The organism is Exiguobacterium sp. Leaf187, from assembly GCF_001423925.1.
Lineage (GTDB): Bacteria > Bacillota > Bacilli > Exiguobacteriales > Exiguobacteriaceae > Exiguobacterium_A > Exiguobacterium_A indicum.
On the sequence record NZ_LMPR01000011.1, the window covers coordinates 175,346 to 193,882 of the forward strand.

Sequence of the window (18,537 nt, forward strand, 5' to 3'; positions counted from 1 at the left end):
ATCCGACCTCCTTATCTTTTATTTCTTTCCTCACTGTATTCATACCCGTTTTGAAGCAGTTTGTTCGGATCAAAGCGATAGATGACGAACCGCTCGTCATGATTTTTTTCATAGAGGTCTCGTAATCGAATCTCATCGACTTGCTCGAATACGGTATGACGCTCCAGGTACTCCCGGTATTCATCGGTCGGGTAATACAAGATGAGATCAACCGAACGCGGGGAACGTTCGACCGAACTTAAAATGTGATCAATCACTTTCATGAAAATTTGTGAAGAGAATGGATTGAAGAAATAAAACTTATTCGTCTCATCCGGAATGGCATACTGCTCGGCATACGTCTGTTCAAATCGCAAACTTCCGGAACGCCGCTTCCGTCGACTTTGGTAGTTCGCCATATTCCGGAGTGCGTCCTCGTAAAATTGTCCGTTCATCTCGATTCCGATGACGGAACAATCGAATCGGTCGTGTAAGTAAAAGTTCAAACGCCCTTTCCCACACCCGAAATCAATGACCGTGTCCTGTTTTTGAAACAAATACGTTTCGCATAATTCGTCTAGTGCCGCATAAGGCGTTGGTTCATATCGATTGTAGTGACTAAACACACCATAGAGGTGTTGCATCTCAATGGTCTCGATTCGTAATCGTTGATCGTATTCCTGTTCATTCATTGTCGTTTGTTCCTTCTTTCCGGCATTCTTGCCTTCATCGTACTATACTGAAGAAGTACGTTACTCGTTTTTTGAAAGGGGATTTTATGATGATCGTCGTTACGAACCGGATTAAAGTCAAAAAAGGGATGGCTGCAGCTCTCGCTCCTCGTTTTACGCGTCCAAGTGGACTTGATACGATGGACGGATTCATCCGCGTCGAGGTCTTATTGACGCAAAACATCGAAGAACATGATGAAATGAACGTCAACATGTATTGGGAAGACATGAAGAGTTTTCAAGCATGGCGGGAGAGTGACGATTTCAAAGCGTCACATAGTCGACCTGCGAGTAGTGAGGCAGGAGAATCGCCAATGCTCGGCAGCGAGATTCTGACATATGAAGTTGCTTCGGTCAAAGAACGCGCATGATGCACGAAAAGGACTCGTCTCGAGTCCTTTTTTATATACCTATACACAAATAGTGAAAGGGTGTAATTGTCTCAAATGGTATTATTTGTTATTATAGTGCCAATACAGAGAGAGAGGGTTCTTCATGAATTCATTAACTATATTTGAACAAGCCATTCGTAGCTTACCTGATGATCGTACGTTACGACGTGATGAATTATGGACGGACGATTTTTTATTGCAACAGGAGAACGAGCTGACCGTCTATTACTCTCCGATTGGCGAATATGTCAATACTGAAGCAAAAGTCGTCATCATCGGGATCACACCAGGTTTTGAACAGATGCGAATCGCTTTCGAAGAAGCAACGGATGCCCTCCATCATGGGGCTTCACTAGAAGGGACGGCACGCATCGTCAAATATGCAGCCAGTTTTGCCGGAACGATGCGACGTAATCTCGTCCAGATGCTTGATACACTCGAGCTTCCAGCATTACTCGGAATTGAGACGGCTACTAGCTTATTCCATCAACATCAGAAATTATTGCATCCAACATCACTGTTAAAGCAACCCGTCTTTTATCGCGAAAAGAATTACTCGGGTCATCAACCGAAAATTAGTCGTAGTCCTTTATTGAGGCACTACGCGGAAGAACACTTCGTCGCTGAGATCAATCAGTTACAAAAACCAGCGTTATTAATTCCACTCGGTCGGGTCGTCGAGACGCAAGTCCGTGGATTGATTCAGGATGGACGAATCGAACAACATCAGCTTCTTTCCAACTTCCCCCATCCATCTGGCGCGAACGGTCATCGAAAAAAACAATTCGAAGAAAACCAAGCCTATTTGATGAAACAGCTCATTCAACATTTTGCCGAATGAGCAACTTTGTCTTAAATTATCAGAATATATGGTTGAATCTTTTTTGAAATACGTGATAAAGTGTCCATAAGAACAGAATATGACTATTCTATCGATGAGGTAGAGGCGCGATTTCAATCAGTACTTGGTCCGAGGATGACAACGAAGACGACTACAGGAAAGGTGACATCGCCGAAATGACAGTATGCGTCGAGCATACCGTCGTTGGTCGATTCGGGAAATACCCGATCGATTGCCATACATAACAGTTGTATGGAGCGCTCCAATTCGGCTAAGAAAGACGCATCCAGCGAGGGTGTCGGCTTTGTTGCCGGTGCCCTTGCTTTTTTTGTGCCGCGGGGTCTCATCTTTAAGCCATTTTTAAAGAGGAGGATATTTTTCATGGTCAACTATTCAGATTCCATTATTGCCCTTGTACCTGCTTTACTAGCTATCTTATTAGCCATCTTTACCCGAAAGGTCGTTCTTTCGTTAGGTGTCGGCATTCTCGTCGGTGCCCTGTTACTTCACCGTTTTAACCCGATCGATACGGTAACCTATCTCGGCAAGAATATCTTTAGCCTCTTTTGGGCGGATGGTGCCTTGAACGAGTGGAACGTTTTATTACTTGTTTTCTTGTTATTGCTCGGTGTCCTTTCCACATTAATTCAAACATCTGGTGGCGCTCGCGCCTTCGGTGAATGGGCTTCTACACACGTCAAGACAGCGCGTGGTGCACGCTTAGTCGCCTTCGGTCTCGGTATCTTGATTTTCATCGATGATTACTTCAACAGTCTCGCTGTCGGCAATGTCAGTCGTCCGCTAACGGATCGCCGTGGTGTCTCACGTGCGAAGCTTGCCTATTTGATTGACTCAACAGCTGCGCCTGTTTGTGTCATCAGTCCGCTTTCGAGTTGGGGCGCATTCATCATTTCCATCATCGCCGGTATCTTAACGACGCACTCGATTACGGATTACTCAGCGTTTAGTGCTTTCATGATGATCGTTCCAATGAACTTCTATGCGATTTTCGCGTTACTTTTAACACTTTACATCGCTTACTCTGGCGTCTCTGTCGGACCGATGAAACAGCATGAACGCCGCGCTGCGAATGGTGAACTTTTTGATGCGTCAAAAGGAACACCGATGGGGATGGCAAAAGAGGTCAACGAACATACGAACGGAAAAGTCCGGGATCTCGTCGTTCCGATCGTCGTTCTCGTCATTGCTACGATCAGTGCGTTACTCGGGACAGGTGCTCAGGCACTTGCAGCCGACAACCGTCCGTTTACTTTAATTGGAGCATTTGAGGCAACAGACGTCACACGCTCACTTGTCGCAGGTGTCGTCATCAGTTTAATCGTCGCTTTCTTGATGCTGATCGGACGAAAAATTCCGGGTCGCGATTACCGTGCAAGCATCGTCGCTGGTATGCGTTCGATGTGGCCAGCAGTCGTGATTCTATTATTTGCTTGGACGATCATCGCTGTTATTGGTGATATGAAAACAGGCGATTATCTCGCAAGCTTCATCAGCAACTCGATTTCTGCTTCGTACTTGCCGTTCTTATTATTCTTGATTGCCGGCTTGATGGCATTCTCGACAGGAACAAGTTGGGGCACATTCGGGATCATGTTGCCAATCGGTGCGGATCTCGTCATGGCTGTCGATGCCTCACTCTTATTACCGACGCTTGCTGCTGTTCTTGCTGGATCTGTCTTCGGTGACCATTGTTCACCGATTTCCGATACGACGATCCTCAGTTCGACAGGGGCTGGATCCCATCATATCGATCACGTTACGACACAGTTACCGTATGCGCTAGTCGGTGCCGTCACTGCGGCAGTAGGTTATTTAGTCATCGGTTTCACGGAGTCTTCGGTCTTCGGTTTCATCGGAGCTCTTGTCACATTCGTACTCTTCGTCGTCGTCTTGAACGTTCTCTCGAAAAAAGGCGAAACTGCTTCGGATTTACAAACGGATTGATGAAATGAAAAAGGGACTGACTCAAAAAAGAATGACGCGTCTTTTCACGCCCTTTCCTCAGGCGAGACACAAGCCTGTTTTCCTGCTTAAATGAAGCAGGAAAACGGATCTCATTCGTCTCTGACAGCGCATAAATGCGCTTTTCCTGTAGGAGTGGCGTGTGACGCGCCATTCTTTTTGTTACGAGATAAGGGTGGCAGATCATCATTCTGCCACCCTTATCTTTGTAGAGACCAACTTTGAGTCAGCCCCTTTTTTCGACTTCATGTCATGTCTTATACCATAAGTTCACACACATCATTCGCGAACGCTACCGGATCCTCGAGTGGAAGCCCTTCGACAAGTAATGCTTGTTGATACATCAGTTTGGTATAGCGCTCGAATTTCGAACGATCGTTTTGATACGCTGCTTCAAGAGATTGGAACACCGCGTGTGACGGATTCAATTCAAGAATCTTGACCGCTTCTACCCCTTCGTTATTCGGCATCGCCTTCAAGATTTTCTCCATCTCGATCGAGACGGCGCCGTCCGTCGCAAAACAGACGGGATGCGATTTTAGACGCGTTGATGCTTTGACTTCCTTGACTTGTCCACTTAACACTTCCTGCATTGCTTGGAACATCTCCGCTTGTGCGTCCGTCGTCTCTGCCGCTTCTGCTTCAATCCCTAGATCGCTACTCGTGACTGACTTGAACGTCTTCTCGTTATATGTCACGAGCATCTGGATCGCGAACTCATCGATCTCTTCGGTGAAGTACAAGATGTCGTACCCTTTATCACGCACAAGTTCGGATTGTGGTAACTTGTCTAAACGATTCGTACTCTCACCAGCGGCGTAGTAAATATGTGCTTGATCTTCCGGCATCGCTGCGACGTATTCCGCAAGCGTGATCAACTTCTTCTCCTTCGCTGAGTAGAAGAGGATGAGGTCCTGCACCTGTTCTTTATGCATGCCGTAATCATTGTACATACCGAACTTCAGCTGACGTCCGAACGCTTGATAGAACGTTTCGTACTTCGTGCGATCCTCGCGCAGAAGTGCTTCGAGTTGTGTCTTGATCTTACTTTGGATGTTTTTCGCGATCAATTTCAATTGACGATCGTGCTGCAGTAACTCACGCGAGATGTTGAGCGATAAGTCTTCCGAATCGACCATCCCTTTGACGAAACTGAAGTGATCCGGCAACAAGTCGCTGCATTTTTCCATGATCAAGACACCATTGGCATAGAGTTCAAGACCCTTTTCAAATTCCTTCGAATAATAATCGTACGGTGCTTGCTCCGGAATGAATAAGATCGATTGATAACGAACAACGCCGTCGACACTGATATGAATATGTTTCGCCGGTGTGTCGAAACCATACCGCTTCTCTTGGTAGAAGTTCGTATAGTCTTCGTCTGTCAATTCCCGTTTATTCTTCCGCCAGATCGGCACCATGCTGTTGATCGTCTTGACGACTTCGACCTCTTCCGTCTCGTCACTGCCTTCGATCGGCTGACGTTCGAGTTCCTTCATCTCGATCGGATAACGGATGAAATCCGAGTATTTTTTGATGATGCTACGCAGACGATATGTCTCGAGGTATTCATCATACGATTCTTCTTCCTCGTTCGCCTTGATGTGGAGTGTAATCTCCGTTCCGACGGTTTCCTTGTCGACTTCCTCGATCGTATAACCTTCGACACCACGCGATTCCCATTTATAAGCGACCGCACCGCCGAATGGTTTCGTAACAACAGTGACGACGTCTGCGACCATAAATGCAGAATAGAATCCGACACCGAATTGACCGATGATATCATGACCATCTTGTGCTTCGTTTTCTGCTTTGAAGGCAAGCGATCCACTCTTCGCGATCGTACCGAGATTTTCTTCTAGTTCTTCCTTCGTCATTCCGATTCCCGTATCACGAATGATGAGTTGACGCGCTTCTTTATTTGGTTCGATCGTAATTTTGTAGTGTTCCTTTTCGAACGAAATCGTCTCGTCCGTCAATGCTTTGTAGTACATCTTATCCATGGCGTCACTTGCATTCGAGATCAATTCGCGCAGGAAAATCTCCTTATGCGTATAGATGGAATGAATCATCATCTCCAGCAATCGTTTTGATTCCGCCTTAAATTGTTTCGTTTCCATGCTCATTCTGCCTCCCTTTTTTAGCACTCAATCATACAGAGTGCTAATTCATCTCCTATTATTAGGGAGTTCGAAATATCTGTCAATCACCTTTTTCACTGTATGTCACGACTTTTTCACGGACGATTTTTCCGATTTGACGTAAGTGTTCTGCTGACCCATAGGTGCCATGGCTGACACCGTTTTCATCCTTTCGATTACCGAGACCGATGAACTGCTCACTCGGTTTGAAGTGGAGTCCGACGACGGATACCTGAAATCGTGACGAGAAGCCGATTTGAAAAATCGCGTCCGGATAATCCGTTGGTCGATAGGTCGTCCAAGCGATGTCTGGTTCGAGCTTCGCAAATCGTTCCGTGTGTTCCTTACCGAGCAGGATGATTCCTTTTATCGAGAACAGTTCAAGCAGGCGTAACAAAAATGTCTGACCGAACGGACTATCTTCCAACACGCTGCGTTCTTTGATCGCTCCCATGTAGTGGTGTGTCGGAAACGGGAAAAAATCCAGATGAATGACCGGATCAAACGTCGTCTCGTAAAACGACGCACCGAGTCCGTTCAAGAATCCTTCGAGCTTACCGCCACCTGGTCGACCGAACCAGGTTCGGTACACATTTGGTTGTTTGAAGTAACGATTGAAGCGTCGGATCGATTCCGTCAATGTCTCTTCTTGTAAATACGCATTCCACGTCATGGATTGTGGACGTATGAAAAGTGGACCGTGCTCGTCAAATCGTAATGCACCTGTTCGGTCTAAAAACTGCGATCGGGATGGGTTCGTCGCGATCGTCACCCAACTGCTACGCGTCGCATCACCAAACCAGAGGACAGGTGTCGTTTGGTCGATCAATTCACTTGCAAATGCACTCTTCTCGAGTGTCATTTGGTACTGGACGGCTTCGTGTAATAATTTTTTGGCAAGTTGCCATTGATCGGATGTCAGCGTTCTCATCTCCCTCTATACAGCGATTGTGCTGTTGTAGATGTACCCCCTATCCTCTAACACTAGACGCATCGATGGGTTTAATCTCCATTTCTCCGGGAATGTTTCATAAGGTGAACGATACGACTTAGGAGGGATTTAATAATGGGTAGACTCGATCAAAAAGTAGCTGTCATTACCGGCTCGGCAACAGGGATTGGACAAGCGACTGCACTTGTCTTCGCAGAACAGGGAGCAACGGTCGTCTGTGCCGATGTCTCACTTGAAAAAGCACAACAAACAGTAGAACAGATTACACAACAAGGTGGGAAAGCGGAAGCCGTCCATGTCGATGTCTCAGACGTCGAGAGTGTCGAGCAACTTGCGAAGCACGTCAAAGAGACATACGGTACGATCGACGTCCTCTTCAACAATGCCGGAATCGATGAACAAGGCGGGAAAGTCCACGAGTATCCAATCGATCTCTTCGACCGGATCATCGCGGTCGACTTGCGCGGTACATTCCTCGTCAGTAAATTCTTGATTCCACTCATGCTTGATAACGGTGGTTCAATCATCAATACGTCATCGATGTCTGGTCGCGCAGCTGACTTGAACCGATCCGGTTATAACGCAGCGAAAGGTGGGATTGCGAACTTCACGCGCGCGATGGCAATCGATTATGCGCGTCATGGCATTCGTGTCAATTCGTTATCACCAGGAACAATCGAAACACCACTCATCGATACACTCGTCGGTGAAAAAGAAAAAGAGCAAGGCAAACAGTTCCGCGATGCGAACGCTTGGATTACACCACTCGGACGACTCGGTAAACCACGCGAGATGGCAACAGTCGCCCTCTTCCTCGCTTCTGACGACAGCTCATATGTTACAGGTGAGGATATCACAGCAGACGGCGGCATCATGGCTTATACATGGCCGGGAGAGATGTTAATCGATTCGAAGTGGAAAGACGAAGCAGAAAAAAGTGAATGAGTAAGGTACGGTGTAACCTTCTGGTTGCACCGTTTTCTTTTATCTCAAGACGTTCAGCTCCGTAAATTATTTTCCGAATTCGTTTACCTCCCTGAAGTATTTTTATCAGGGTACAGGATAGGTAAAGGAGGAAATACTTATGCAAACAGCAATTACTTACTTACAACGATGTCTTCAAATTCCAAGCGTTAATCCGACGGACGGAGAGGAAGCCGTCGCACGTTATGTGTACGATGTACTGATTGATCATCACATCTCGACAGAATGGATCGAAGTCTCACCGAAACGGATTTGTCTCGTCGCGACCGTTCCTGCGAGTGAAGAGGTTTCACGCCCTTCCGTACTCGGGCTATCTGGTCATCTCGATACGGTTCCGGTCCAAGGAGACGGCTGGACGAAAGATCCATACGGTGGTGAAATCGAAGACGGACGCATTTATGGTCGTGGGGCTTCGGATATGAAATCAGGTGTCATGGCGATGGTGCAAGCGCTCATTCAATACAAGGAACGTCAAGACCGTCCGAACACCGTCAAACTTCTGATTACATCCGATGAAGAGAATGGCATGACGGGTGCTCGTCATTTGACCGAACAAGGACACGCGGATGATTTAGATGCTTTACTGATCACAGAACCAACGAGCGGGATGATTGGATATGCACAAAAAGGAGTCGTTGGGATTGAAGTGACGTGCCGCGGGAAAAGTGCGCACAGCTCTGCTCCGCAACTCGGTCGTAACGCGATTGATGACGTGTATCGCATCATTCAAGAAGTGAAGTCAGAACGTTTCTCGATCACAACGAATCATCACCCGGCACTCGGTCCGGTCGTCGCGTCAATCACATCCATAAAAGGAGGCGAAGGACCGAATGTCGTTCCGAGTCAGGCTTCGTTTTATATGGACATCCGGACGATTCCTGGATTCGGTCGGGCGGACGTTCTTGCTGCCTTTACGGATATTGAGCGTCGACTTGTTGCAGAAGATCCTAACTTTGACATGAGCGTGACCGTCATCAAGGATATTCCTTCTTGTGAAACCGATGAACAAGCGCCTTTCTTGCAACAGGTCGCAGATACGATGGAGCAGGTCAGCGGCGTGACACCACGAAAAATCGCCATCCCAGGTGGAACGGATGGTGCGATGTTCAGCCAAGCGAAAAAGTCATTTCCGATTGCAATCGCTTCTTTCCATGATTTCCGCCTTGCGCATCAAGTCGATGAGTCAATTCTGTTATCCGAGTATGAACAAACGATTGCGTTTTGCTTTAACTTGATCAACACACCATTACATCAATCGCTTCCATCACTTTAAATAAAAAAGGGACGACTTTCGGGTGCAATACCCAGAGTCGTCCCTTCTACTTTTACTGTGTTTAGTTTAGTACACACCAAGCTGTGCCAACGCCTCACTTAAATAACTTTGATCACTGCGAAACTGATGACTCGTTTGTCCGTCAGACCAACTGATGAAGACACGACCAAGGCGGTCATATCGTAAACGGAGACGAATCACGCCCTGCTCGAATACGACTTCACCGTATAACGACTCATGGACGCGAGCAAAGTTACGGATGAACGCATCATATTGATTAAATGTAACTGAAAACTCGTGTTCACTATCTTCTCCCGTCATTTGAATCGTTAGTTCCTCTTGCTTTGGATATACGTGTAAGATGTCCCACGATACGCTGCTTTCTTCTCCTCGAAACACGATGCGATGCTTCATTCGATTTCCTCCTTTATGTACAAGGATTTTCGCTTTCTTTTCTCGAAAGTAACCGATATCTTCTTCATCCGAAAGGAGTCTGCTTATGTCTGATACGCCAAAGACAGGTCCTACTGAACAGTCCGTTGATGCCTTTCTGGCACAAGTCGAACCGCCACTACGTCAAGCAGATGGTATCACGTTACGTCAGTTCTTCGAAGATGTCACGGGATACGAAGCCGTCATTTGGGGGTCTTCCTTGATTGGTTTTGGTTCCTATCATTATCACTATGCCTCCGGTCACGAGGGCGACAGCTTTTATGTTGGCTTTTCTCCGCGCAAGACGAACCTCGTCCTTTACCTCGCGCTTGGTGAAGACGATGTATCGGAACGACTGCTTGCCACTCTTGGTACGCATCGACGTGGTAAATCCTGCCTCTACGTAAAACGACTGACTGACATCGATTTAAACGTCCTTCGGGAAATGATTGAGCACTCGATTCGCACGTTAAGAGACATGTACCCGTCTTGATTTCAATCAAAAACAGCCGAAGCGGATTCGCTTCGGCTGTTTTTTGAAATTAATGTCCGCCTTCTGTCCGATCGATATGGCGAATGTGTTTGAGATTGACCCCGATGATGATGACGGATAAGAGGACAAAGCCACTTCCGACATAAAACGGTAAGTTTGCGTTGAAGATTTCAGCCAATTTACCGGCCATGAATGGCGCAATGGCTGCCCCGAGAAAACGTAGGAAACTGTATGCCGCAGATGCTGTCGAACGTTCAACAGGTGCTGCGTCCATGACAGCTGTCGTGATGAGCGTGTTGTTATTCCCAAGCACGGCTCCCGCCAAAATGACACAGACGATGACGACGGCTGGTGTTTCCGTAAAGATCCCCATTAACAGAAGCAAGATTGCGAATATGATCAACATCATGACCATCGCTTTGATTGTTCCGAACCATTGTTTCAGTTTCGGAGCCGTTAAGACCGATGTGATCGCAAGCAACATTCCCCAGCCGAGGAAAACGAATCCGAGTCCTTGCGCTGGTAGTTTCATGACGAATGGTGCATAGGCCATGATCGTAAAGAACCCAACGTTATAAAGTGCCGCTACGATTCCGAGCGTCAAGAGCGAACGATGCTTCATCGCTTGGAACGGTGCTTTTAATGATAACTTCTGTTTCGGTGCTGCAGATGCTGCTGGTTTTGGCATCAAGAAGAGCAAGACGAGAAACGCGATGACCATGATTGTCGCAACACCCATGAATGGTGCGCGCCATGTGATCGAACCGAGTGTTCCGCCTAATAGCGGTCCAATCGAAATCCCAAGACCAACGGCTGCTTCATACAAAATGATGGCTTTTGCTGTTCCGCCTGACGACAGCGAAACGATCGCAGCCAGTGCGGTTGCGACGAACAAAGCGTTCCCAAGTCCCCATCCACCGCGTAACGCGACGAGCGTCCAAATGCTGTCTGCTTGTGAAGCAAAACCAGCAACGGTTGCGATGACGGCAATCCCGAGCATCAATGTTCCTTTTTGACCAATCCGTGATGAGATCGCGCCTGTAATTAACATCGCGAATGCCATGACGGCGTTATAACTTGTAAATAAGAGCGTTACTTCACTTTTTGACGCTTCTAAATTCTCGGCAATCGTCGGTAAGACGGGATTGACGAGACCCATTCCCATGAATGCTGTAATACTGGCGAAAAAGACTGCCCAAACAGCAACCGGTTGATGGAATAATCCCTGTTTACTTTCTGCTAATACCGTTTCCGGCTCAAGCGTCGTTGTTTTTTCAGCAAGTGCCATAGTGTCCCTTCTTTCTATTGAATGTGTTACATGAACTGTTTAAACGAATGGCGAATGACGTCGCCTCGACTAATGATCCCAACAAGCCGTCCTGCTTTCAGGATCGGAAGCTTTTTGATCCGTTTTGCGCCAAGTGTCGCCGCAATCTCTTCTATTTCTGTTTCAGCGTCCGCTGTTACGACTTTCCGACGTGCCAGTTCCATGACAGGTCGATTCAAGATATGACGAATCCGATCTTCGTAATCTTCTTCGTCTCCTTTGATGACATCTACATATAAGAATGTATCGACGATGATGTCCTTGTGTTTTCCAATCGCGCGCATGATATCTCCGTCACTGATATACCCGACGACCTCTTGCTCAGCATTAATGACAGGTACGCCGCTAATACCAGATTGAATGAATCGTTCGATGACCGTACGAATCAGATCTGTATCGTTTACTGTGATGACCTCTTGTTTCATCGACTCATAAGCTTTCATCTGAATTCTCCTTTGTCGTTCGTTTCTCATATGAAAAAGTTGTATGATACAATTAAAAGAACAAAAATGATTGTATAATACAACTACAACTCTGTCAAGCCTCCTGCTTTTCGCATTGACAGCTTATCCACATTGGGTAATCATGAGGGACAGAGAGACCTTATTGAAAGGGGAGATACCCGATGTCTCAACAAGCACTCGAAACCATTGAATTAGAGTTAGCAATTCTGATCCGGCGCTTGACGACAGCGACGGCAGACAATCGTAATTTGGATCGTGCTTCCTACCTTTTACTGCGACAACTAGCGGATTCCGGCAACGTCGGTGTCAAAACACTTGCTCGTGAACTCCAGCTTGATGTCTCGACCGTCAGTCGCCAAGCTGCAGCGCTCGATCAGAAGCAACTTGTGGAAAAAGTAAAAGATCCGACAGATGGTCGTGCCTTCTTCTATCATATTACGGATAAAGGACAAGAAGAGCTCACGATTTACCGGACAGCGCGCCTCGCGAGCATCGAACGTCTACTGACGGACTGGCCATCGGATGATGCCGAAGATTTTGGACGTCTATTGCAACAATTCAACCGTGCCTTGCGCGAGCGGTAACGAAATCACACCATTTAAAGGAACGGACGCGAAATCAATCGATTTCGCGTCCGTTTTTTCATCATTATTCATGATGTATGAGAAACCTGACAAACCGAACGAATTTGTGCGATATGTTCAGGTGACGTTCGGCAACAACCACCGATCAATCGTGCCCCTGCCTCATACCATGTCTTCGCGACGGTTTGGAACGATGTACACTGATTCGTACCTGACCACGTTTTTGCGACCGGATCATAGACCTCACCAGAGTTCGGATAGACGATGATTGGCACATCCGTCAACGCCTTGACGTGACGGATAAAGTCGGTCGCGTAAGATGCCGGAAAACAATTTGCACCGATTGCTGCGAGCTGTGGATGTTGTCCGACCGTTTCAATACACGTCGCAAGTGCCGTTCCTTCACTAATGTGTGTCGCATCTTGAAGCGAGAACGTCAGCCAAGCAGACACTTCCGGATACGCTTCGAGAATCCGGAACAACACGACAGCTTCCTCGAGCGACGGAATCGTCTCAAATGCCAGCAGATCAGCCCCCGCTTCAATCAATGCTTCGATCCGTGGTCTGTGGAAGGCTTCTAGCACATCTGCTGACACCCCATAATGACCGCGATACTCAGAACCATCTGCTAAGTAGGCACCATAAGGACCCACTGATCCTGCGATTAATGCGTCACGCTTTCCGCTACGCGTGCGTGCGTTTTGCGCCAAGGTGACCGTTTGTCGAATCAGCGCCTGTGCTTCCTCTGTCGTGATATGACGTTGCTTGAACCCTTCGATACTTGCTTGATAGCTTGAAGTGATGGCAACATCAGCACCTACTTCAAAGTAGTCACGATGGACGTGTTCGATTTGTTCCGGTGCTTCGATTAAGAGACGTGCTGACCAAAGCGGATCGTTCAGGTCGAATCCCTTCTGTTCAAGTTCGGTTGCAAGGGCACCATCTAAAATGAGAAAGGGAACTTCCTGTAATCGTTGATCAACTGGATTTTTGATTCGGGACATCTTCAACACTCCGTTTCTGAGAAGAATTCGTGAACGCATGTACGACATAACAGATCACGATGAATGGAATACCACAGTACAAGGCGATTCGTTGTGTCGGATCAAATCCGATACCAATCAGGGAAATCAAACAGACGACGAAAGCGGCGATTGGCACGAATGGAAAGAGTGGTGTGCGATAGACCAATTCGTCGACCGTATGCCCTTCGCGGAGAAATTGTTTCCGGAAGCGATACTGAGCAATGCTGATACTCATCCAAACGACGACGACAGCGAGACCGGAAATCGAGACGAGCGCGATATAGACACTCCCTGCTGCATAGATGCTAGACAGCAAGGCAAGTCCTCCGCCAAGCATGCTGAACAATACAGCTCGAAGTGGAACCCCACTTGGTGTCACTTGGGCGAAGAAGCGTGGAATCATACGTTCGTTCGCAAGCGACCAGAGCATCCGAGAGGCGGCGTAAAGTCCAGAGTTCGCTGCCGACAAAATCGCTGTCAAAATGACGAAGTTCATCACGTCTGCTGCGTAGGGAATTCCGATCCGTTCGAACACGGCGACGAACGGACTTTCGAGTACACCTTTCCCATCCGTTGGCAATAAGACGGCTAACACGATGATCGTACCGACGAAGAAGAGGACGAGTCGCAAGATCGTCGTCCGGATCGCAAGCGGAATCGTCCGTTTCGGATCGACTGCTTCACCCGCTGCGACACCGATCAGTTCCGTTCCCGAGTAAGCAAAATTCACGGCAAGCATCGTCATGAAGATGACGAAAGCACCATTTGGGAATAATCCACCTTCCGTTAAGGAAGAAAAGAATGGGGCTGGGCTACCATCTTGCAGTGGAATGAAGCCGACGATCGCTCCCGCACCAAGTAAAATGAACGCAATGATCGTCACGACCTTAATGGCGGAGAACCAAAACTCGACTTCAGCGAACACGCGAACCTTCAAGACGTTGATACCAAGGATCATCGCAGCGAATAAGGCACTGAACACCCAAACCGGAATCGATGGGAACCAACGTTGCATCAAAATGCCTGCTGCCGTGAATTCTGAACCAAGGGCGACCGTCCACGTCAGCCAGTAGAGCCAGGCTACTGTATAACCGGTGCCAGGTCCAATGTACTTCGTTGCGTACTTATGGAATGATCCGGTTTCCGGCATGTGCACGGCGAGTTCACCGAGACTTAACATGACTAAGTAAACGACAACGGCTCCGATCAAATACGATAAAATCGTTCCGACACGTCCTGCTTGTTCCAACGTATAACCTGTACTTAAAAATAATCCTGTTCCAATGACACCACCTAACGACAGCATGATCAGATGACGTGATTCCATCTTGCGTCGAAATGCTCCGCTCGTTTTCATGAATCCATTTCCTCCTCGTTCCACCTATTTCAAACAAAAAACGCATCCTCACGGATGCGTCGGTCGACAATTCGGAAATCTTATCGATCGGGTGCAGCACCCGCAGGAATTAGCACAGTATCTTTCGACCTGTTGCTGAGGTTTCATAGGGCCAGTCCCTCCACCTCTCTGGATAAGTATGTAATTGTTCCTAACCATATCAGAATGCAGATAATTCAGTCAACAGGCATTTCCCGATTTTTTTGATAGATCCATAAATTAGATTCAATCAGTTGAAGATGACGTGAAGAGCGTGTTTCGAGCAACGTACTAAAGAAATGTTTCACTTCGACGGGCTGACCCTTTTCCATGTCCCGTAACATTGACGATTTCATCGTGTCTTCCATTGCATGCATCTGCTTCAGCAAGACCGCTTCTACATCGTCATTAAAGACTGCGCCTTGTTCTTCCATCGCTTGCTTCGCTTCCTTCATGACGTCTTGAATCATCTGATGACCAATTGGGTCCTTGCGAATTGGACCGATGGCAGAGCGAAATAGTGTCGTCACGCCCGCAAATGTCGAAATGAAGAGGTACTTTTGCCACATGTCATCCATGATATGCATCGAGTACGCCATCGGTGCCTTCGCTTTCGCAAAACGTGTTGCAATCTCCTCTAAACGCGCTGTTGGTTTACCGGTTCGTGAACCAAACAATAGCCGATGCGACGGGCTTGTCTGTACAATACGCCCTTCTGCATCAAGCGTCGATTCAATGAAGCAAAGCCCGCCCAGTACTCGATCTCCTCCGAAGACTTCTGTTAACCGTCGTATATGCTGCATGCCGTTCAACAAAGGAATGATGTACGTCTCGCTCGAAACAAATGGCGCAAGATCCTGTAGGACATCATCCAAGTGATAGGCTTTCGTCGAAAGTAAGACGACATCAAATGTGTGATTCAGTCGCATGTCTCGTGTCACTAACTGAGGCGTGATCATAACATCACCATGAGGACTAGTGATCTGTAACCCTGTCTTTTGTAATTGTTCATAGCGCTTCGGACGAACAAGGAATGTCACCTGTTCCCCTTTCTCAGCAAGACGTCCCCCGAAATAACCTCCAACTGCTCCGGCACCTACGACTAAAACATGCATATGCATTACCTCCTTTTTAACTAATCGATTCGTTACTTACTCCTTCACCCTAACATATCGGAAACCATTTTCCTGATTCCTGCTTGAATCACTAAAATGTAAGTTAAGCGTTTGCATTTTAGAAAAAAACGTTTATACTAACTTGTATACAAGTATACTCACTTTAGAAATCAGGTGATTCCATGTCAGAACTGTTATACCCCTTGAAGTGGTTAGCAAAAGCTTCCGCTGGAGATCGTGTCGCACACGAGCTACGGATGCGCATCATTTCAGGAAAGATTGAAAGCGGTACCATTTTATCCGAAAACAAATTAGCCTCTGATTTTTCAGTCAGTCGCTCGCCCGTCCGTGATGCGTTAAAGGTCCTTGCATCCGAACAATTGATTCGTCTCGAACGAATGGGAGCGGTCGTCGTCGGTTTGTCTGAGCGCGACATTCAGGAAATCTATGATGTCCGGCTACTCATTGAAACGTTCGTCTTCGAACGACTCGTCAAAATCGAACGGGCAGAACTCGTCCGTGAACTCAGTAAAATTCTCGAAATGATGAAAGTTGCCATCAAATACAAGGATGCCGATGAATTCTCCTTCCAGGACGTACTGTTTCACGAAACGATCATCCGCTCGATTGATCATGGATATGTCAGCATGATTTGGCAAAATCTCAAACCGGTCATGGAAAGTTTCATCCTCCTATCGATGCGGGTACGATTCGAGGAAGACATCGAAGACTTCGAACGCATCCTCGCGAACCACGCCTTGTACATCGAAGCGATCGAGACAGGGGACCGTGAACGGATGGTTGCTTCCTTACATCAGAACTTTGATGACGTCCAGGAAGTCGAAGATCTCTGGAAAACGCAACAAATGATGTCGAAAGGAGTCGATTCACATGACTGAATACATGTTAGGCGTCGATATCGGAACGACGAGTACGAAAGCGGTCTTATTTACGACAAAAGGAGAGGTCATCGGACAAACGAACGTCGGTTACCCGCTCCATACACCAAATCGCTCGACGGCGGAGCAGGATCCGGAAGAAATTTTTGATGCTGTACTCGAATCGATCCGCTTGATCACGAAACGTCATCCGATCATGCCACCAAAGTTCGTCGCGTTCAGTAGTGCTATGCACAGCTTGATCGCAATGGACGCACAGCATCAACCATTGACTGCCTGCATCACGTGGGCAGACAGTCGGAGTGAAGCATGGTCGAACAAGATCAAGGAACAATATGGTCTATCGATCTATCACCGGACCGGAACACCGATCCATCCGATGTCACCGCTCAGCAAAATCAGTTGGCTCGTCGAAGATCGTCCGGAGCTCCACGCTCAAACGAAAAAATATGTCGGGATCAAGGAATTCGTGTTCCAAAGACTGTTCGGCAGATATGTCATCGACCACTCTCTCGCTTCAGCGACCGGTCTCTTCAACATTCATGAATTAGGCTGGGATACGGGCGCGTTACACGTCGCAGGGATCGATGCAAGCTACTTATCGGAACCCGTACCGACGACGACGACATGTACCGGACTGAACGCTGATTACGCACGACAAATGGGACTCTCCGCCGATACGCCGTTCCTAGTCGGTGCCAGTGACGGTGTCCTTTCTAACTTAGGTGTCAACGCGATTCGCAAAGGGGAAATTGCGATCACGATCGGAACGAGCGGTGCCATCCGAACAATCATTGATCGTCCGCAGACCGATGAAAAGGGACGGACGTTCTGTTACGCGCTGACCGAGGACCACTGGGTCATCGGCGGACCCGTCAATAATGGTGGAATGGTCTTACGGTGGATCCGAGACGAACTCGCTTCAGCCGAAGTCGAGACAGCAAAACGCCTTGGCATCGATCCGTACGCTGTTTTGACGAAGATTGCCGAACGCGTCCGTCCTGGATCCGACGGGCTATTGTTCCATCCTTACTTGTCCGGTGAACGAGCGCCGCTCTGGAATCCGGATGTCAGCGGTTCGTTCTTCGGTTTGACGCTCTCACACAAAAAAGAGCATATGATCCGGGCGGCACTAGAAGGCGTCATCTACAATCTCTATACCGTCTTCCTTGCTCTGATTGAGTGCATGGACGGTCCCGTGACACGGATTCAGGCAACGGGTGGGTTTGCTCGGTCCGAAGTCTGGCGCCAAATGATGGCGGACATCTTTGAATCAGAAGTCGTCATTCCGGAAAGCTTTGAAAGTTCATGTCTTGGTGCTTGTATTCTCGGACTGTATGCGACAGGGGAAGTCGATTCGTTCGAAGTCGTCTCTGAGATGATCGGGGAAACGCATCGCCATGTACCAAATGAAGAAGCGATGCATGAATATCGTCAGCTCTTACCAATTTTCATTAGTCTAGCGCGGACATTGTCTGAGGATCACAAACGAATCGCTACGTATCAACGGAGCTTGATTCAAGAAGAAAACTAACTTAATCTTTTGG

18 protein-coding genes and 2 riboswitches are annotated in these 18,537 nt (G+C 47.6%); of the genes, 9 read left to right on the forward strand and 9 right to left on the reverse strand.

Annotation, left to right across the window (positions count from 1 at the left end):
* Positions 1-11: 11 nt before the first annotated feature.
* Positions 12-671, reverse strand: a complete 660-nt coding sequence (locus ASF99_RS14925) for an SAM-dependent methyltransferase (RefSeq protein WP_081637345.1) — start codon at positions 669-671, stop codon at positions 12-14.
* Between the two features lie 89 nt (positions 672-760).
* Between ASF99_RS14925 and ASF99_RS14930 the strand changes: the two genes are divergently transcribed.
* From ASF99_RS14930 to ASF99_RS14945, 3 genes are all read left to right on the forward strand, one after another.
* On the forward strand, positions 761-1,081 hold the full coding sequence (locus ASF99_RS14930; protein WP_023469797.1) for a heme oxygenase: 321 nt from the start codon (positions 761-763) through the stop codon (positions 1,079-1,081).
* Positions 1,082-1,205: 124 nt separating this feature from the next.
* Positions 1,206-1,943 carry a uracil-DNA glycosylase family protein gene (locus tag ASF99_RS14935; RefSeq protein WP_055969705.1) on the forward strand — a complete coding sequence of 246 codons (738 nt, stop codon included), beginning with the start codon at positions 1,206-1,208 and terminating at the stop codon, positions 1,941-1,943.
* A 92-nt stretch (positions 1,944-2,035) separates the two neighbouring features.
* Positions 2,036-2,214: riboswitch (Lysine riboswitch) on the forward strand.
* A gap of 110 nt (positions 2,215-2,324) precedes the next feature.
* Positions 2,325-3,908 carry a Na+/H+ antiporter NhaC family protein gene (locus ASF99_RS14945; protein ID WP_035395513.1) on the forward strand — a complete coding sequence of 528 codons (1,584 nt, stop codon included), beginning with the start codon at positions 2,325-2,327 and terminating at the stop codon, positions 3,906-3,908.
* A 275-nt stretch (positions 3,909-4,183) separates the two neighbouring features.
* On the opposite strand, the gene htpG is transcribed toward ASF99_RS14945, so the two are convergent.
* Together htpG and ASF99_RS14955 are read right to left on the reverse strand one after the other, a co-directional pair.
* Complete coding sequence (gene htpG, locus ASF99_RS14950; RefSeq protein WP_055969711.1) at positions 4,184-6,046, reverse strand: molecular chaperone HtpG; 1,863 nt, start codon at positions 6,044-6,046, stop codon at positions 4,184-4,186.
* 82 nt (positions 6,047-6,128) lie between these two features.
* Entirely contained in the window at positions 6,129-6,998 is an 870-nt protein-coding gene (locus ASF99_RS14955) for a hypothetical protein (RefSeq protein WP_055969714.1), read from the reverse strand.
* A 135-nt stretch (positions 6,999-7,133) separates the two neighbouring features.
* Here ASF99_RS14955 and ASF99_RS14960 point away from each other — a divergent pair, with 135 nt between their 5' ends.
* A complete protein-coding gene (locus ASF99_RS14960) occupies positions 7,134-7,964 on the forward strand; it encodes an SDR family oxidoreductase (RefSeq protein ID WP_023469801.1) in 831 nt (276 codons plus the stop codon).
* Positions 7,965-8,103: 139 nt separating this feature from the next.
* Positions 8,104-9,276 (forward strand): M20 family metallopeptidase, encoded by a 1,173-nt coding sequence (locus tag ASF99_RS14965; protein WP_055969717.1) that lies wholly within the window; start codon positions 8,104-8,106, stop codon positions 9,274-9,276.
* A 66-nt stretch (positions 9,277-9,342) separates the two neighbouring features.
* Here ASF99_RS14965 and ASF99_RS14970 read toward each other — a convergent pair whose 3' ends face one another.
* Positions 9,343-9,690 (reverse strand): hypothetical protein, encoded by a 348-nt coding sequence (locus ASF99_RS14970; RefSeq protein ID WP_035395505.1) that lies wholly within the window; start codon positions 9,688-9,690, stop codon positions 9,343-9,345.
* Positions 9,691-9,775: 85 nt separating this feature from the next.
* Between ASF99_RS14970 and ASF99_RS14975 the strand changes: the two genes are divergently transcribed.
* Complete coding sequence (locus tag ASF99_RS14975; protein WP_055969720.1) at positions 9,776-10,201, forward strand: DUF1801 domain-containing protein; 426 nt, start codon at positions 9,776-9,778, stop codon at positions 10,199-10,201.
* A gap of 49 nt (positions 10,202-10,250) precedes the next feature.
* Here ASF99_RS14975 and ASF99_RS14980 read toward each other — a convergent pair whose 3' ends face one another.
* Together ASF99_RS14980 and ASF99_RS14985 are read right to left on the reverse strand one after the other, a co-directional pair.
* On the reverse strand, positions 10,251-11,489 hold the full coding sequence (locus tag ASF99_RS14980; RefSeq protein ID WP_055969723.1) for an MFS transporter: 1,239 nt from the start codon (positions 11,487-11,489) through the stop codon (positions 10,251-10,253).
* Between the two features lie 26 nt (positions 11,490-11,515).
* Positions 11,516-11,971 (reverse strand): CBS domain-containing protein, encoded by a 456-nt coding sequence (locus ASF99_RS14985; protein WP_055969726.1) that lies wholly within the window; start codon positions 11,969-11,971, stop codon positions 11,516-11,518.
* Between the two features lie 182 nt (positions 11,972-12,153).
* Between ASF99_RS14985 and ASF99_RS14990 the strand changes: the two genes are divergently transcribed.
* Positions 12,154-12,576 (forward strand): MarR family winged helix-turn-helix transcriptional regulator, encoded by a 423-nt coding sequence (locus ASF99_RS14990; protein ID WP_035395500.1) that lies wholly within the window; start codon positions 12,154-12,156, stop codon positions 12,574-12,576.
* A 68-nt stretch (positions 12,577-12,644) separates the two neighbouring features.
* Here ASF99_RS14990 and mmuM read toward each other — a convergent pair whose 3' ends face one another.
* From mmuM to ASF99_RS15005, 3 genes are all read right to left on the reverse strand, one after another.
* Positions 12,645-13,580 (reverse strand): homocysteine S-methyltransferase, encoded by a 936-nt coding sequence (gene mmuM / locus ASF99_RS14995; protein ID WP_023469808.1) that lies wholly within the window; start codon positions 13,578-13,580, stop codon positions 12,645-12,647.
* On the reverse strand, positions 13,555-14,958 hold the full coding sequence (locus ASF99_RS15000) for an amino acid permease (RefSeq protein WP_023469809.1): 1,404 nt from the start codon (positions 14,956-14,958) through the stop codon (positions 13,555-13,557). Before ASF99_RS15000 ends, mmuM begins: the two co-directional genes overlap by 26 nt.
* A gap of 77 nt (positions 14,959-15,035) precedes the next feature.
* A riboswitch (SAM riboswitch) is annotated at positions 15,036-15,137 on the reverse strand.
* Between the two features lie 36 nt (positions 15,138-15,173).
* Positions 15,174-16,091, reverse strand: a complete 918-nt coding sequence (locus tag ASF99_RS15005; RefSeq protein ID WP_055969729.1) for a ketopantoate reductase family protein — start codon at positions 16,089-16,091, stop codon at positions 15,174-15,176.
* A 182-nt stretch (positions 16,092-16,273) separates the two neighbouring features.
* Between ASF99_RS15005 and ASF99_RS15010 the strand changes: the two genes are divergently transcribed.
* Both ASF99_RS15010 and gntK read left to right on the forward strand, forming a co-directional pair.
* Positions 16,274-16,990 carry a GntR family transcriptional regulator gene (locus ASF99_RS15010; protein ID WP_023469811.1) on the forward strand — a complete coding sequence of 239 codons (717 nt, stop codon included), beginning with the start codon at positions 16,274-16,276 and terminating at the stop codon, positions 16,988-16,990.
* Positions 16,983-18,524, forward strand: a complete 1,542-nt coding sequence (gntK, locus tag ASF99_RS15015) for a gluconokinase (protein ID WP_055969732.1) — start codon at positions 16,983-16,985, stop codon at positions 18,522-18,524. Before ASF99_RS15010 ends, gntK begins: the two co-directional genes overlap by 8 nt.
* Positions 18,525-18,537 lie beyond the last annotated feature (13 nt).